The sequence below is a fragment of the Paenibacillus sp. J31R98 genome (genome assembly GCF_056269245.1).
Map to the genome: position 1 here is coordinate 416,772 of NZ_JBWDNO010000003.1, position 15,436 is coordinate 432,207.

Consider the following 15,436-nt stretch of genomic DNA (forward strand, 5'->3'; position numbering starts at 1 on the left):
GTTGCAGGACTAATAACCGCTAGTCAAGCGCCTCAGTTCTGTTATAAAATTTCCTAGATCTGTTATTTCTAACCGACTGGAGGGGTGTCAATTGAATCGAAATCTGCGCCTTACCGCCATCTACATGCTGGCACTCGCACTAATAGGGACTATCGGCGGCACAGCAGCACCTGAAGTCTACGGCGCACCGTTACTCAAAGCCGCGTCAGATGGCAGTCTGAACTACTCGCCGCTCACTGTTTACATTCCGGGCAACGGCCGCGTCGCCCGTTTGCAGCTTGGCATGACCAAGAGCGAAGTCGAGCTCAGGCTCGGCAAGCCGCAAGTCATCAAGACGTTAAGCAGCGACTATTACCGCTACGGTGAAGACGTTACAATCGGCTATGCAGATGGAAGAGCCGCGATGATCGATCCCGGTATGGAAGGCGCTCTCCTCAAGCGAGTGAAGCCTGGTCAGAGCTGGGAGCAAGCAGCGATGGTGCTCGGGGAACCGTCTATCACTCAAGGCAGCGACCGCATCTACAGGTATCAAGCGAATTCGTATCGGTTCAAGCAGCTGCGATCAACGAAGGAGTTGGCGGCCGCTGAGGGACGCTCCGATGTTTATGACGTCATTGTATCGGTGAATGCATTCGGGGAAGTTAGCTCGGAAGTGATGTTCCAGACATCTTACCAACGGAGCATAGCTCGGAAAATCCAACTGGCAAACAGCACCGAAGGGCTCCCGCTAACGCCAGCGCCATTCGTGCGGGACGATCTTGCCGTAACGGACGAGCTTGGCCGTACTGTCCGGCTCGGCATGGAGATGAAAGACGTGGACAAGCTGCTCGGAAGCTTCGATAGCTATACGATATCGCTGCCCGTCCATGAGTATGACAGTATGTCCGTCTTTTATCGCGGCACGAAGGCAGTCGGCATCAAGCTGCGGGAAGACCCCGCTCATCTCTTCCGAACAAAGCGCGGCATTACGATGCAGAGCAGTTCCAAGGTGCTAGAGCGACTCTACGGCAAACCGACGGCAGTCGACCGTTCGTTCTGGACGTACTTTTTTGCGGAGAGTGAAACAGGGTTAAAGCTGCTAAACGAACTTCCGTCCCTGGCTACCCGCATACCTTACGATTACGGAATCAGCTTCATTCTGAGCGACGGTCCCTCGCCTATCGTCACTTACATGTTAATCGGCGATGCACGGTTCCTGCTCGAAATGAAATAACGGGATTTAATACTTGTTTCACACTTCCCGAACGTCCCGTTAATACTTGGCTGTTACACTGAGGTCAGCTAAGAGAAGGGAGTGTGAAATGCAATCATGATCCAAACACCTGCCATTGTATATGCCAACCGTCTGTGCGACAGCGAAACGATGACGAACAAGCTGATTTATCAAATCAAGCAAGACCGGCTTTCGCCCAAAGAGCTGGATAAGCTGCAAGCAAGATGCAGCGCCGAGCTGAGCGAGCTTCGCCAGGAACTAAACGAGCTATTGAAGGAGCTTCGCGCGATCGTCGATGGCAACAGCCACAGTCAGCCCGCTGCCCAGCCTCACCGGACCGCAGCATAACAAAACCGACTTTACCCGTTGCGGGCGAGTCGGTTTTTTATTTCGTTATGTAGATGCAACATCCCAGCGTCCTCGGTACTCCACGAGTCTCGGATGCAGCGTGCTTGGCTCCATCGGCAGCAGCAGCCGCAGCTTCACGATCCACTCCTCGAAGGAATCGAACGATGCGAACAAATTCGCCGTTTCTGGCGTCATGTATACAAAATGCGGCGATGGATATGTCTGTGTCAGATGGCGCAGTGCGGTATCGATGGGTGTATACTTCTTTCGTTTGCCCTCGAAGCCCTCAATGACAATGCCGTTTCCCCCGCTGCTGTGCTCGCGCTTCCACTCATGCAACTGATCGAGCCGCTTGTGATACGCACGAACCGGCTCCTTGGTCATCCTTCTGACCGTTTCCTCATGCAGCGGATACAGGACAAGTCTGACAAAAGCCCGTTGACCGGTAAGCTGTGCCGCGAAGTCCAGCTCCGCATCCGATGTATGCTCGAACGTATCGTAATAGATCAGCGTCCCTTTGCCCGCCGCCGTCTTCGAAGGCTCGAAGCCGAATGGAATGGCATGTGTGATCTTCTTCTCCTTCATGGCCTAAACCCCCTAGAACAGTCATGGATTCCATTCGAGTATACCCTGACCGCGGCGAACTGATAAGAGAGAAGCTGTTCTCTATACAAAAACGTTTTTATTATATTTCGCGCATATGCTCTAGGTTAATTGACGGAAAATGGGAGTCGTGCTACGTTTACGATATAAAACGTTTTTAGAGGGTGCGTTCGATGAATAAAGATGGCCGCAGCGTCACGATTAAAGATATTGCGCGGGAAGCCGGCGTATCCATCTCGACCGTCTCATTCGCCTTCAACGGGACTGCTCCCGTCGCGAAGGAAACGAAGGATCGCATATTCGAAGTGATCAAACGGCTGAACTATCAGCCGAATTCTGCCGCCCGCGGACTTGTCACCCGCAAGACGAACAATATTTGCTTGTTCACGCCTCATCCCGCTTCGAACTTCTTCTCCTTCGCTGAGAACAGCGTCTTCTCGCATCTTCTGCAGGGCATCGGCGAGGTGCTCGACCAGAAAGACTACAACCTGCTTATTTCCTGGGACAATATTGGCCATAAAGCTAAGACCCCTAAGCTGATCAAGCTTATGCGCGAGCGTGCCATGGACGGCGTGCTGATCTGTTTGCCGAATCATGATTCATCGGTGATTGAAGAGCTGTCCGAGCATCATTTTCCCGTCGTGATTATTGGCAGCAACGGGCTGAAGAATCAAGTGAACTCCGTTGACGTCGACAATTATGACATTGCTTTCCGCAATGCGCAGCATATGCTTCAGCTTGGGCATACCCGCATTGCCTTCATTAGTCCGGGCCCGCTGAAGTATCTCGTCTGCGAGGATCGGCTGGAAGGATATCGCGATGCGCTTGAAGAAGCAGGCATTCGCTTCCGCGAAGACTACGTGTTCATAGGCGATGAGAAGGAACGAAGCGGCTACCATGCTGCAGCTGCATTCATGGCGCTGAAAGATCCGCCGACGGCCATTATCTCCGGACGCGATATTCAAGCGGTCGGCGTCATTGAATACGCCCGCGAGCAAGGCTTGTCCATTCCGGGCGATATCGCGCTCGTCAGCTTCGAGGATTCCGAGCTGGCGGAGAAGTATGGCATTACTTCGGCGACAACCAACCTGTACGAGATTGGCAAGGAAGGCGCGAAGCTGCTTCATAAGCTGCTCGCCCGCAAGAAGGACCGCGGCGCGCAAAATATCGTTATCCCGTCGGAGCTGATCATCCGCGCAAGCTGCGGTGGCGGCACCAGGCCGAGTATATAGTTTCATAGGAGGGACCATAAATTGAAATTTGTTAAAGCTCAGCCGATCTGGCCAGCTGGATTAGAGACGGCTATGAATATAACCGGAGGCTTCCGAGCGCAGTTGATGGACATTGACGGCAAACTGCCGGACAGCTGCCTCGTTCGAATCACCGCCTCTGCGCGATACCGCGTTTATGTGAATGGCGTCTTCGTAGGACATGGACCAGCGGCAGGTCCGCATGGTTATTACCGCGTCGATGAGTGGAACGTTGTTAATGACGTAGATGCGACCGGACAACCGAGCATCATCGCCATTGAAGTCGCAGGCTACAATGTGAACAGCTTCTATACGCTGGATCAGCCTTCGTTCGTGCAAGCGGAGGTTGAGGTGAATGGCGTAGTTGTTGCGGCGACCGGATGCGGCGGGAGTGGACAAGGAAACGAGAATGAGAACGTCAGCGGATTCGAGACGTTCGTGCTTCCCGAGCGGGTGCAGAAGGTGCAGCGCTACAGCTTCCAGCGTCCATTCATGGAAGCTTACCGGCTGACGCCGGATGTGCACGGGTGGCGCGTGAACGGCGCGGCGACTCCAGCTCCGGCGGCTGATGCTGCCGTTGCGGAAGCGAAGCTATTGCTGCTTCGCGGCGTGAGCAAGCCTGCGTTTGGTATGGTAACGCCTGTCTCCGTCGTGGCGCGAGGGACGGTTACACAGCGCGCTGAGGCTGTAGAGCCTTGGCGGGACCGCGCGATTAGCGATATCGGGCCGATGCTGAAAGGCTTCACAGTCGATCAGCTGGAGCTGCTGCCGACGGATGAGCTTGGTCAATTGCTTACAAGCTGGCAGGAGCATGGCGAGCCGAAGCTGTTGAATGAGCTGCAACTGCAGCCGCTTGGTGCTGCCATAGTCGAGTTCGACTGCAACCGTACCGGATTCATCGGAATGGCCTTCCGGTGTGATACGCCTTCACGAATTGCACTGACCTTCGATGAAATTCTGACAGATGGCGATGTTGATCATCAGCGCCTTGAATGCTCGAATGTCATTTATTTGGAGTGCGAGCCAGGTGCTTATGATTTCGAAACCATCGAGCCATACACGTTGAAGTATCTGAAGGCGATTGCGCTCGAAGGCAGCTGTGCCGTTACGGCCTTCACCATACGGGAGTATGCCAATCCCGATGCGGACCGCGCCGGATTCAGCTGCTCAGATGAGTCGCTCGGCGCGATCTTCGAGGCTGCACGCGAATCGTTCCGGCAGAATGCCGTCGACAACTTCACGGATTGCCCTTCCCGCGAACGCGCGGGCTGGCTGTGCGACAGCTTCTTCGCCGCGCGAGTCGAGGCCGATCTGACCGGCGGTAACATCCTTGAACACAACTTCTTCGAGAACTTCCTGCTCCCGGAACGGTTCGAGCATCTGCCTGAAGGGATGCTGCCGATGTGCTATCCTGCGGATCATAATGACGGGACGTTCATTCCGAACTGGGCGCTCTGGTTCATTATTCAGCTCGAGGAGTTCCAGGCACGCGGTGGCGATGAGCAGCTTATTGCTTCGCTGCAGCCAAGGGTTGAAGCGCTTCTTCGGTATTTTGAAGGCTTCCGCAATGAATTCGGGCTGCTCGAGAATCTCGAGAGCTGGGTGTTTATTGAATGGTCGAAGGCGAATGACTTCGTTAAGGGCATTAATTTCCCGAGCAATATGCTGTATGCGGGGGCGCTTGAAGCTGCTGCGAGGCTATATGGCGAAGAGTCGTATCACGATGATGCGGCAGTGGTGAAACAGATGATAAGAGAGCTGTCTTACGACGGCTCGTTCTACGTAGATCAAGCGATGGAGGACGCGGACGGTGTGCTTGAGGTGACGGACAACCGCTCCGAGGTGTGCCAGTATTACGCCGCTTTCTTCGGCATTTCCGATCCGCAGGAGCAAAGCGACTGGTACATGAGCCTCGTGCATGATTTCAGTCCGATTCGCAGCGCTGGCGAGCCTCTTCTCGCCGATATTAGCGGGATACATCCGGCGAACGCGTTCATCGGCTATTACCTGCGGATGGAGATGCTATCGCAGCTTGGTCTTGCGAAGCAGCTGCTTGCGGAGATTAAGGCGTTCTTCAGCGTCATGGCAGAGCGTACGGGCACGTTGTGGGAGCATAACCGGACGAGCGCAAGCTGCAATCACGGCTTTGCTTCGCATGTCGTCCGCAGCCTCTACCGAGATGCGCTCGGCATTGTTTCGGTCGACCGGAACGCGCGGTCGCTGGCGATTGCCTTCATGGATACAGGCCTTGCGTGGTGCAGCGGTAAGCAACCGACGGCTGACGGTCCGATTGAGCTGGATTGGTGCATCGAAGGGGATGAGCTGAACTACCGGCTAACTGTACCGCAAGGCTATACGGTTACTATCCAGAACTACAGCGGCAAGCAGCTTGTTAGCAAGCCGTAACGTACAATGAGGAGGCTGCTTTCTAAGGATGTCACAGCATGAGCAGCGTTATCAAGAAATCGGCGACCACCTCGGCCACACGGACGGTGTCGTGAAGGGCAGCATGTTTGGCGCCAAATGTTTGAAGATCAACAAGAAGGCATTCGCCATGTTCTATAAGGATGACATGGTATTCAAGCTGCCGGAGGGCAACCATGCCGCTGCGCTCGAAGGCGCAGCAACGTTCGAGCCGTCCCCGGGCAAGCAGATGAGGGGCTGGCTTCGCGTGCCGAATGCCCATGCAGCTCAGTGGGATGAGCTCTCAGGCGCAGCGCTGCGGTATGTGCGGTCGCTGACGGAGTAGGCATGTGCAATAGTGGTACATTGAACCGCTGAACCGCTGGGCTCCATCGCACGCGCTAATGGTTGCCACGCACGCTATTTAGCGTCGAATGGCTCTTATGACTCACAACAAAGCCTCCTTTCCCACTCATGGGAAGGAGGCTTCTTTCGAATTAAGAGCTCATTAGCTTCAGCACCCGAATTCCCGCGCCTTTGCTCCGCTCGTCCTTCCTGCCCGTGCAGCGGATAAGGACTTGCTGCAAGGAGCGGTCTTGCTGAGCCGGAAACACTACCAGAATCGGCCGATACGCGAGCAGGCACCATTCGTCGAATACGTTAACGACGGTGAAGCTCTTGCCGTTATCCAGCGAATATTCCAGGATGCCGCTGTCCGGCCCATGCAGCAGCACAATACCCGCAATGCGCCCCTCCACGGCAAAAGACAGCTGCTCACCCTCGTTCCCCTTCGCTGCGAGATGTCCCGTCCCATAACGCCAGTTCATGAGCGGCTCATCTTCACCAAGCTCTTGCTGAACGAATTCACGGGATGCAATGTCAATGTCAGTAGTATCGCAATCGAACATCATAGCGAACTCATAATTCCCTTCGTCCAGCGGGCGAGAATACGACTGTTCCAGTAGATCCAGTCCATTCGAAGCCGTATCTCCTGCACCTGCAGCACGAACCGCTTGTTCCAGAAACGCCTGTACATAGGACGCATATAATGCATACCCTTCGTCATTCGGATGGACACGGTCAGGCGCCAGCGCTTCCCATGTAACAACTCCGGCATTAATTCGATCCTGAACGCCACCGGCAAAGTTAACCGATGGGATATTGTAATACGCTGCGACTTCCTCATGTACCGCGATATTAAACGGCAGCGTGTCCGACAGGTTTTTGTCCGCTGCCGTATATACAAAGCATAGCTCCGTCCAAGGAGAGTGGCGACGGCACTGCCGTACGATCCCTTCCATTCCTCGGATGGACTCTTCTCGGTCCTCCCCATCATTGACGCTAAACTCTACGAACAACAGGTCGATCTTGCCCTGACTCAGCACATGCGCATGCAGGCGATGAGCCCCCAAGGTTGAGTTCGTACCGCCAACTCCTGCGTTGATGAAAGTAAACGAGGAATGAGGGTATTGTTCGACCAAATACTGACCGGTAAGTGCTCGCCAGCTCGTCTCGTCCTGCCGGGAAGCACCTGCTCCTTCCGTGATTGAACCGCCCAAATAAGCAACCGTAATCACTTCGCCGCCCCGAAGCAGCTTGGCTGCAAGTCGCGGCAGACCCGATCGCATCGCAATATGTCTAGCATCCAGCAACAGCTTCACTTCCCTTCGTGTTAATTGCCCTTTCAGTTACGATCTCAACTGTTCCCGTCGTTACCAACCCCTGCCTCACAGGCAAGCAAAAGACGCTCTGGCTAACCAGAGCGCCCAGCACTTCCATGCTGCTTATTTGTTGGAAGAATCGTACGCTTTTTGTAGAATTTCAAGGTAACGGTCCAGCTTCAAGTCTTTCAAGCCTTGCACATACGCATCCCAGTCCTTGCTCAGATCCTTGTTGCCTGTAATGAACTGAAGCGCATTCTGCTCGATGTAGTTTTTGATATTCGTTTGCAGCATGCTTGCTTCATCCATGTCAGACGGATCAATCCATACCGACCAAGCTGGGAACAGCTCTTGCGGCTCCTTGCCTTGATACAACAACGTTGCGTTGTACAGACGGCGCTCGTAGCCTGATGCATCATAGATATCCGTCGCCGATACGAAGCTGTCGCGGTAAGCTTTTGGCATATAGAAGTGGGCAACGCCGCTCCAGCCTGCATTGTGAGGAGCATCGCCTTCCTTCGCCGGAATTGGCTTGAATGCTGCCTTCACGCCTTCGCCAAGCGCTACATCATTCGGGCCAGCTTTCTCCCAATCGATGCCCTCCATACCTGATGCGCCATTCGTTTGGCCTTCTGGCGTGAACATATAATCAACCAGCTTAATTAAAGCAATTTGCGCTTCTTTGCTTGCTTTGTTCGTAATGACGAACTTCGCGCCAGGCGCTACGCCGCCGCCATCATGCGTAGCAAATTGAGCATGTGGTCCTTGGAGCGGTGGAACTGGATTATAATCGGCTGAGTATTTGTTGCCTTTGTCGATATTGACGAAGATCGCAGGGTGCATGCCCGCGCCTGCGCCGAGAATTTGTGCAGCACCATTCTCACCGATTTTTTTGAACGCCTCCGCATTCTGCGTGAATGCACCCGGATCGATCAGCTTCTCGTCATACAGCGATTTGATGTATGCAAGCCCTTCTTTCCATTCCGGCTTAACTGCGGCCGATTCTACCTTACCTCCGCTCAGGTTCAAGTAATTGCGATCATCGTCGTATACGAAGCCGTTCATCAGGAACGGAATCACGCGTACGCCGAAGTCTTCGATCGAACCGCTCAGCGGCACTTCATCCGCTTTGCCGTTGCCGTTCGGATCCTTCGTCTTGAACGCTTCCAGCACCTTCTTGAAGTCTTCCGTCGTCTTCGGCATTTGCAAGCCAAGCTTATCGAGCCACTTTGTGTTCAGCCACATTTTATTCGGATACGAGCAGTGGAAGCACTGCGAATATGCGACAAGGCCATAGATATTGCCGTCCGGTGCTGTATTAAACGCTTTCATTTCTGGGTCTGACTCCAGCGCAGCTTTGATGTTCGGCGCATATTGGTCAATCAGATCATTCAGCGGCTGCAGAACGCCCTGTTTGCCATACTTCAGCACATCCGCCTGTGAGAATTGATCGATATAAGCTGGCAGCATATAAGCATCTGGGTAATCGCCGCTCGCGAGCGAGATTTGGCGCTTCTCTTTGGCGCCATCTGATGGATTCAGCTCCCAGTCGATTTTCATCTTGAATTTGTCTTCTACAAATGCTGTGAATTTATTGGTAGGCAGGTCGATCCCTGTTTCTTGAATCGTAAACACTTTAACAGGAACCGGTTCGCTTGAAGCTTCCGCATTGCCTCCGCTGTTCGATGATGCCTCTGTATTCGTCCCGGTCGCTCCATCATTGGATGCCGTATTGTTCGAGTTCGCTGCATTGTTGCTTCCGCATGCAGCCAATATCATACTGAAGGTGACGAGTGTTGCGGCGATGCTTCCCATTCTCTTTTTCAACTTTAATCGCTCCCTTTTTTTATCGTTAGTTAGAAGTGCTGCTTAACCCCCACACTACATACCTATCTCCCCTCTCAAGAAACATCCGACAGACGGGCGCCCTTATCCTTTTACAGACCCGACGAGCATCCCTTGCACGAAGAACCTCTGTACGAATGGATAAATAATCAGCACCGGAAGCGTAGCTACGACGATAAGCGCATATTTGAGCAATTCAGCAAGCTGCTGACGCTCCACCAACTTCATCGCGTCCATGACGCCGGAGCTGTTGTTCTGAATAATAATGCTGCGCAGAATGAGCTGCAGCGGGAACAGGTTAGCGGATTTCAAGTAGATGAGCGCATCGAAGTACGCATTCCATTGCCCGACCGCATACATGAGCACGAGCACCGCGATGATCGGTTTGGACAGCGGAATAACGACGCTGCGCATGAAGCGCAAATCGCTGCAGCCATCAATTTCACTCGCTTCAATCAGCTCTTCCGGAATCGATGACATGAAGAACGATCTCGCAATAATGACCTGCCATACCCAGATGGCGTTCGGAATGAGCAGCGCCCAGCGCGTATCAATCAGATGCAGCGCTCTGACAACCATATAAGTCGGAATAAGCCCGCCGCTGAAAATCATCGTAAACGTAATAATCATCATGATCCCGCTACGCCCGAAGAAGGTTTTGCGAGACAGGGGATATGCAATCATGACGGTAAGCGCCACGCTGATGAACGTGCCTGCCGCCGTATAGAACAGCGAATTGCCGTACCCTGTCACGATTTGCGGAGTATGAAGCAGCGTCTCGAAGCCTTTGAACGAAATGTCCACGGGCCACAGCCACACCTTGCCGGAAGTGACCGCCGCCGGGCTGCTGATCGAGCTGCTCACGATATATATAAGCGGATAGATGACGGCAATCAGCACCAGAGTCAGTATTGTATAGATGACGATCATGAACAGCCTATCGCCAGCCGATTCTCTTATCGTTGTTCTCATTGAAGACATACGTTTCTAGCTCCTTCTACCACAGACTGTTATTCGAGAACCGTTTGGCCAAACCGTTGACCATCACGAGCAGCACCAGATTGATCACCGAGTTGAACAGGCCGACCGCCGTTGCGAAGCTGTAGTTGGCGTTCAGCAAGCCGATGCTGTACACGTACGTTGAAATAATTTCGGAATTCACGAGATTAAGCGGATTTTGCAGCAAATACACCTTCTCAAAGCCGACCGCCATAATGTTGCCCACATTCAGAATGAGGACGATGGTGATCGTAGGAAGAATTCCGGGTAAATCTACATGCCATATTTTCTGAAACCGAGACGCGCCGTCTACCTTCGCCGCCTCGTACAAGGTAGGGTCAATGCCTGCAAGCGCTGCCAAATAAATAACGGCGGAATAGCCTGCCGTCTGCCAAATATCCGACCATACATAGATCGATCTGAACATGTCCGGCACACCGAGGAAGTTAATGGAGTCCATGCCTAGATGATTCATCAGCACATTGACGAATCCGAGCCGCGGCGCCAGAAACAGCATAATGATCGACACCATCACGACAGTCGAGATGAAATAAGGCGCGAACGTCACGAGCTGCACGAACCGCTTGAACCTGCCGCTGCGCACTTCATTCAGCATAAGAGCAAGTGCAATCGGAATCGGAAATCCCGCGAGCAGCAGATAACCGCTCAGATATATGGTGTTTCTGATCAAGTCCCAGAAGATCGGGTTATCGAAGAACAGCTTAAAGTTCTTCATGCCGACCCATTGGCTGCCCCAAATGCCTTTAATGACGTTATAGTCCTTGAAGGCCAGAACCGCATTCAGCATCGGATAATACTTGAAAATAATAAAGTACAATAGCGGCGGTATGACGACCAAGTAGAGCTGCCAATGCTTCGCAAAGCTTCTCGCCGCTGCGCTGGACAGGCTTCTTTTCTTTCTCTTTAATGCCGCCCCTGTCTGTTGTTCAACTGCGATTTCCACGTTCAATCCAATCCCTCCCAGATGCCTTTAAGCGCTGTATGATAACGCTTACCACATGACCGATCATAGTGGTTTGGGCTGCTCCCGGCATAGGTACACTTGCGGTTTTTGGCGTACATTTGCCCCGTTTTGAGGCGGACAATTGCCCGCAGAACGGCCATTTTCCGCTATATAGGCCAAAAAAAGAACCCCGGCCGCCGCTTGCGGCTCGGGATTCTCATTTATTGGGTACGGTTATGCAAATAATCATCATAGCCTTGCTGCATGATGGCTAAATAATCGGACAGCCCCATTTCGCTCAGCCCTCTAACATAGCTGTCCCAATCGGTGCTCAGGCTCTTCGAGCCGGTAATGAATTCAAGCGTGTTCTGATCGATATAGTTCTTCAAATTCGTCTCCAGCACGCTTGCCCGCTGTGCATCGGCCTCGTTCACCCATATCGCCCACGCCGGGAACAGCTCCTTCGGCTCCTTGCCGGCGTACAACTCCGTGGCTGCCTGCAGCCTTCGCTCATAGCCGTTCGGCGCGTACATATCGGTATCCTGCACCCAGGTGTCCCGATATGACTTCGGCATGTAGAAATGAGCCGTGCCGATCCAGCCGGAATTGTTCGGCTTGCCTGGAGTTGACGGAATGCCGGCCTTCACTGGGACGGCTTCCTTGTTAAGCGCGAGCTCGCCTGGCAGAGGCTTGCGCCAGCCGACGCCCTCGTCACCAGACTCCGCGTGAAGCTGTCCCTCTGGCGTGTACATATAGTCAACCATTCGGATAAGGGCAATTTGCGCTTCCCGTGTTGCCTTATTCGTAATGACAAACTTAGCCCCGGGACTTATGCCGCCTTCATCATGAACGGCGTAAGCAGCATGAGGCCCCTTCAGTGGCGGCACAGGCGCGTAGTTGCGCGAACGATTGCTCCCCGTCGCATCCGAAGCGAAGATATCCGGATGCATCGCAGCACCTGCTCCGAGAATGACGTCTGCTTCATTATCTCCAAGCCGTTTATAGGCTTCCGAATTCTGCGTGAAGGCGCCTGGGTCAATTAGACCGTCATCATAGAGCGACTTAATATAAGCGAGCCCTTCCTTCCATGCCTGCTTGTTCGCTACCGTATCGACTCTTCCGCCGGACAAGGCCAGATAATTGCGGTCATCGTCATATATAAATCCGTTCATCAGAAACGGAATAAGATGAACGCCGAAGTTCTCGGTCGAGCCGCTTAGCGGAATTTCGTCCGCAAGACCGTTTCCGTTCGGGTCCTCTGTCTTGAACGCTTGAAGCACCTGCTTGAATTCGTCCAGCGTCTTCGGCATCGTCAGGTTCAGCTTGTCCAGCCATACCTTGTTGAGCCACATTTTGTTCGGATAGGAGCAGTGGAAGCATTCGCTATAGCTGACGAGTCCATAGATGTTGCCATCCGGCGCGACATTAAGCTCCTTTAGCGCTGCATTCTGCTTGAACGCTGCTTTAATATGAGGCGCGTACTTGTCGATCAGATCGTTCAGCGGCAGGAATATCCCCTGCTTGCCGTAGCGCAGCACCTCCGCCTTGGTGAATTGATCGATGTAAGCGGTAAGTATATACGTATCGGCATAGCTGCCGCTCGCAAGCGAAATTTGCCGCTTCTCCTTCGCTCCTTCATAGGGAATCGTCTCCCAATTGAAATGAACGTCGTACTTTCGTTCGAGATAGGCCGAGAATGCGTTGGTCTGCAAATTCTGCCCGCTGTCCTGCTGTGCAAAAACCGTAATGTTCGTGCTTGCTTGCTGCGGCGTCTGCTGCTTCGGAGCCTGCGAGGAGCATGCGCCAAGCAGCATGCCGCTCATGAGCATCCATATGATCAGGCGAAGCTTCATCAGCATGCTCGCTCCCTTCGTGCTCTTAGTCTAATGATTGCCGGTATGCGCTCGGAGCTACACCCATAACACGCTTGAAGGCGCGGCGGAAAGAATGCGAGCTGTTGTAGCCAACCTGCAGCGCGATTTCGTCCACCGTAAACGACTTATCCTGCAGCAGCTCTGCTGCACGGTCCATCCGCACCTTCTCCAGATGATCAGATAAATTCGTGCCCGTCACTTCTTTGAACAGCTGCGAAATATATTTCTCCGGCCGTTCCGCCTGCTCCGCAATGCGGTAAAGCGTCAGCTCCGAATCCCCATATTGCGCCGCGATAAATTGTTTGATTTGCTCAACCGTCTTAATATGCAGATCGTTCTTCTTGCTCGTAATCATGCCGCACATCGCTTCAATGATCCGATCGAGCTCGCTCCGAACCGCTTCAATGGTGCCCGTTAACTGAATTTCCAGCACGCGGTTCTTCACTTCCTCGAATTGTTCAGACTCGGCGAACGCCTTCTGATCAAGCAGCTTCAGCAGCGTCCCCTTCAGCTCGACGATCAGCTGGTTCGCCATCTCCGGCGACAGCTCGCGATCTTCCGTATTTTGCTGCATGACCGACTCCACAATACGCTTCGCCTCTGCCTCTTCCCCGGCGCGAACGGTACTAATGAGGCGCAGCTCCATATCGAGCGGGTAATAATAGGTCGCGCTTTCCTGGCGTATGTTGGCGTACCAGAGAAAACCTTTGCGCTGCATATAATCGGCGTAGCCCATCGTTTCCTTTGCCTGCTCGTACGAACGGCTCACTTCCATGTCGGAGGCGAACGGATCGCCGAATGAGCCTGTCACGGTAATTTTGTATTCGCTGAACATCAATGCCGCGAATGGCTCCAGCATCTGCTCAATATTCGTCCGGCTCGCCAGATCGTCCATTTTCTCTTGAGCAGCCGGGAATATCGCAACGACGCGATCCGAGCCCAGATCCGTCATGAGAATCCGGCTGTCGACGTCCCGCAAGCTTTGCTTTAGCAATAATCTTGCCGCGCTCAGCTCGTTCAAGATCTCGACTGAATCGAGTCCCGCATACCCGTGAATGTGGAGAATGCCGACGTAGCCTTCGCGAAGCGACAAGCCCATATCCGCCTGTGAGGCAGCGGCCTGAATCTCTTCCTGCGTCTGGAACTCGCCCGCAATCAGCCGCTTCAGGAATGCATCGCGTATAAGTGGCAGCTGCCGCTTGAGCTCTTCTTCCAGCACTCGATTGCTCGTAATAATGGTCGAGATATTCCCTTGGAGGAAGTCATATTCGTTGCGGCCAATAGGCTCGTCCTTGCCAAACTGCTCCCGCATGACCCCGAGCAGCCGATTGATCGGCGCGCTGTTGCGGTGTGACAGAAACCAACCTACAACCAAGCCGATAATGAGCGCGGCGCCGGTAACGGACCAAGAGATGTACTTAATATAGTTCGCATTCTCCATCAGCGCCGAACGGGGAATACCTGCCCGATATATCCATCCGGTAGAAGCAGAACGAATCGTAATAACAAGATCATTCTTGTAGAATTGGCTCTGCTTGTCCTTATTGAACACGTGGTCCGCATTCATCGCGGATGCATCTTTCTCTTCGATGCCAAGCATGCTGATAGCATCACCTTGTGCATTGCTGACATAAGTCCAGCCGCCATAGCGCTCCTGTACCCCGGATAAGAGACTTGCTATCGTCTTCTGATCGATGAGGACGACGACCGTAGCCGGCGCTTGTTCGCCAAAGCTGTCCAGTGGAAGCGATTGCATATAGGAGATGGCGGAAGTCTGATTCCCGTTCAAAGAGAATGGCTTCAGCGGCAGCACTTCGCGGCTGTGCGTATTATCCATAATGAGGCTCTTCCACTGCAGCATATTCATATTGGTATAGTGCGCGCTATCGTAGTAATGCTCCGGTCTGAAATAAGCGGATCCCGGCGTCAGCACAACATTGTAATTGCGCAGATAGATATAATAGTTTTTCAGAAAATCATTCGTTTGGCTGAAGACCATAACCTCTTTCATGATTTTCCAAATGTCGTATACATTGCCGTCGTCGCTGCCGCTGCGCTTCTTTTGGTTCATCAGTACGTACAGGTCCTGATTGAGCGCGAGCTGTCTCGTGAAGCCTTCTACCTCGGCCATTCGCCGTTCCAGCATTTGCTGGCTCTTCTGAAGCAGAGTTACGCTATTCTCAATGGAGATGGATTGCGTCACGGCAATGGATGTCCGATAAGACATGTAACCCGCGAGACTCGGAATAATGAGGATCACGATATATGAAATCAAG

The 15,436-nt window shown here is 53.1% G+C and carries 12 protein-coding genes; 5 read left to right on the forward strand and 7 right to left on the reverse strand.

Going from position 1 to position 15,436, the window contains the following annotated elements:
* Window positions 1-91 precede the first annotated feature (91 nt).
* Together AC0YNX_RS15520 and AC0YNX_RS15525 are read left to right on the forward strand one after the other, a co-directional pair.
* On the forward strand, window positions 92-1,213 hold the full coding sequence (locus tag AC0YNX_RS15520; protein ID WP_475816578.1) for a hypothetical protein: 1,122 nt from the start codon (window positions 92-94) through the stop codon (window positions 1,211-1,213).
* Window positions 1,214-1,309: 96 nt separating this feature from the next.
* Window positions 1,310-1,561: a hypothetical protein gene (locus AC0YNX_RS15525; protein ID WP_475816579.1), complete on the forward strand. Its 252-nt coding sequence runs from the start codon at window positions 1,310-1,312 to the stop codon at window positions 1,559-1,561.
* Between the two features lie 45 nt (window positions 1,562-1,606).
* Here AC0YNX_RS15525 and AC0YNX_RS15530 read toward each other — a convergent pair whose 3' ends face one another.
* Entirely contained in the window at window positions 1,607-2,146 is a 540-nt protein-coding gene (locus AC0YNX_RS15530) for a hypothetical protein (RefSeq protein WP_475816580.1), read from the reverse strand.
* A gap of 191 nt (window positions 2,147-2,337) precedes the next feature.
* Here AC0YNX_RS15530 and AC0YNX_RS15535 point away from each other — a divergent pair, with 191 nt between their 5' ends.
* Genes AC0YNX_RS15535 through AC0YNX_RS15545 form a run of 3 tightly spaced genes read left to right on the forward strand, consistent with a single transcriptional unit; the run spans window position 2,338 to window position 6,163 of the window.
* A complete protein-coding gene (locus AC0YNX_RS15535) occupies window positions 2,338-3,396 on the forward strand; it encodes a LacI family DNA-binding transcriptional regulator (protein ID WP_475816581.1) in 1,059 nt (352 codons plus the stop codon).
* A gap of 21 nt (window positions 3,397-3,417) precedes the next feature.
* Window positions 3,418-5,820: an alpha-L-rhamnosidase-related protein gene (locus tag AC0YNX_RS15540; RefSeq protein WP_475816582.1), complete on the forward strand. Its 2,403-nt coding sequence runs from the start codon at window positions 3,418-3,420 to the stop codon at window positions 5,818-5,820.
* A 28-nt stretch (window positions 5,821-5,848) separates the two neighbouring features.
* Entirely contained in the window at window positions 5,849-6,163 is a 315-nt protein-coding gene (locus AC0YNX_RS15545) for a hypothetical protein (RefSeq protein WP_475816583.1), read from the forward strand.
* A gap of 151 nt (window positions 6,164-6,314) precedes the next feature.
* Here the strand turns inward: AC0YNX_RS15545 and AC0YNX_RS15550 are convergent, their stop codons facing one another.
* The 6 genes from AC0YNX_RS15550 to AC0YNX_RS15575 all read right to left on the reverse strand — a co-directional run bounded on the left by AC0YNX_RS15550 (window position 6,315) and on the right by AC0YNX_RS15575 (window position 15,435).
* Window positions 6,315-7,478, reverse strand: a complete 1,164-nt coding sequence (locus AC0YNX_RS15550) for an SGNH/GDSL hydrolase family protein (protein ID WP_475816584.1) — start codon at window positions 7,476-7,478, stop codon at window positions 6,315-6,317.
* A 123-nt stretch (window positions 7,479-7,601) separates the two neighbouring features.
* Window positions 7,602-9,305 carry a type 2 periplasmic-binding domain-containing protein gene (locus AC0YNX_RS15555; RefSeq protein WP_475816585.1) on the reverse strand — a complete coding sequence of 568 codons (1,704 nt, stop codon included), beginning with the start codon at window positions 9,303-9,305 and terminating at the stop codon, window positions 7,602-7,604.
* Window positions 9,306-9,407: 102 nt separating this feature from the next.
* Window positions 9,408-10,304 carry a carbohydrate ABC transporter permease gene (locus AC0YNX_RS15560; RefSeq protein ID WP_475816586.1) on the reverse strand — a complete coding sequence of 299 codons (897 nt, stop codon included), beginning with the start codon at window positions 10,302-10,304 and terminating at the stop codon, window positions 9,408-9,410.
* 16 nt (window positions 10,305-10,320) lie between these two features.
* Window positions 10,321-11,229 carry an ABC transporter permease gene (locus tag AC0YNX_RS15565; RefSeq protein ID WP_475816777.1) on the reverse strand — a complete coding sequence of 303 codons (909 nt, stop codon included), beginning with the start codon at window positions 11,227-11,229 and terminating at the stop codon, window positions 10,321-10,323.
* A gap of 278 nt (window positions 11,230-11,507) precedes the next feature.
* A complete protein-coding gene (locus tag AC0YNX_RS15570) occupies window positions 11,508-13,139 on the reverse strand; it encodes an extracellular solute-binding protein (protein WP_475816587.1) in 1,632 nt (543 codons plus the stop codon).
* 25 nt (window positions 13,140-13,164) lie between these two features.
* Window positions 13,165-15,435 carry a helix-turn-helix domain-containing protein gene (locus AC0YNX_RS15575; protein WP_475816588.1) on the reverse strand — a complete coding sequence of 757 codons (2,271 nt, stop codon included), beginning with the start codon at window positions 15,433-15,435 and terminating at the stop codon, window positions 13,165-13,167.
* Window position 15,436: the final 1 nt, after the last annotated feature.

Bases quoted from the DNA above. Each gene is read 5' to 3' on its own strand.
- AC0YNX_RS15570 (WP_475816587.1), bottom strand. From the start codon at position 13,139: ATGAAGCTTCGCCTGATCATATGGATGCTCATGAGCGGCATGCTGCTT.
- AC0YNX_RS15545 (WP_475816583.1), top strand. From the start codon at position 5,849: ATGTCACAGCATGAGCAGCGTTATCAAGAAATCGGCGACCACCTCGGC.
- AC0YNX_RS15525 (WP_475816579.1), top strand. From the start codon at position 1,310: ATGATCCAAACACCTGCCATTGTATATGCCAACCGTCTGTGCGACAGC.
- AC0YNX_RS15535 (WP_475816581.1), top strand. From the start codon at position 2,338: ATGAATAAAGATGGCCGCAGCGTCACGATTAAAGATATTGCGCGGGAA.
- AC0YNX_RS15560 (WP_475816586.1), bottom strand. From the start codon at position 10,304: ATGTCTTCAATGAGAACAACGATAAGAGAATCGGCTGGCGATAGGCTG.
- AC0YNX_RS15530 (WP_475816580.1), bottom strand. From the start codon at position 2,146: ATGAAGGAGAAGAAGATCACACATGCCATTCCATTCGGCTTCGAGCCT.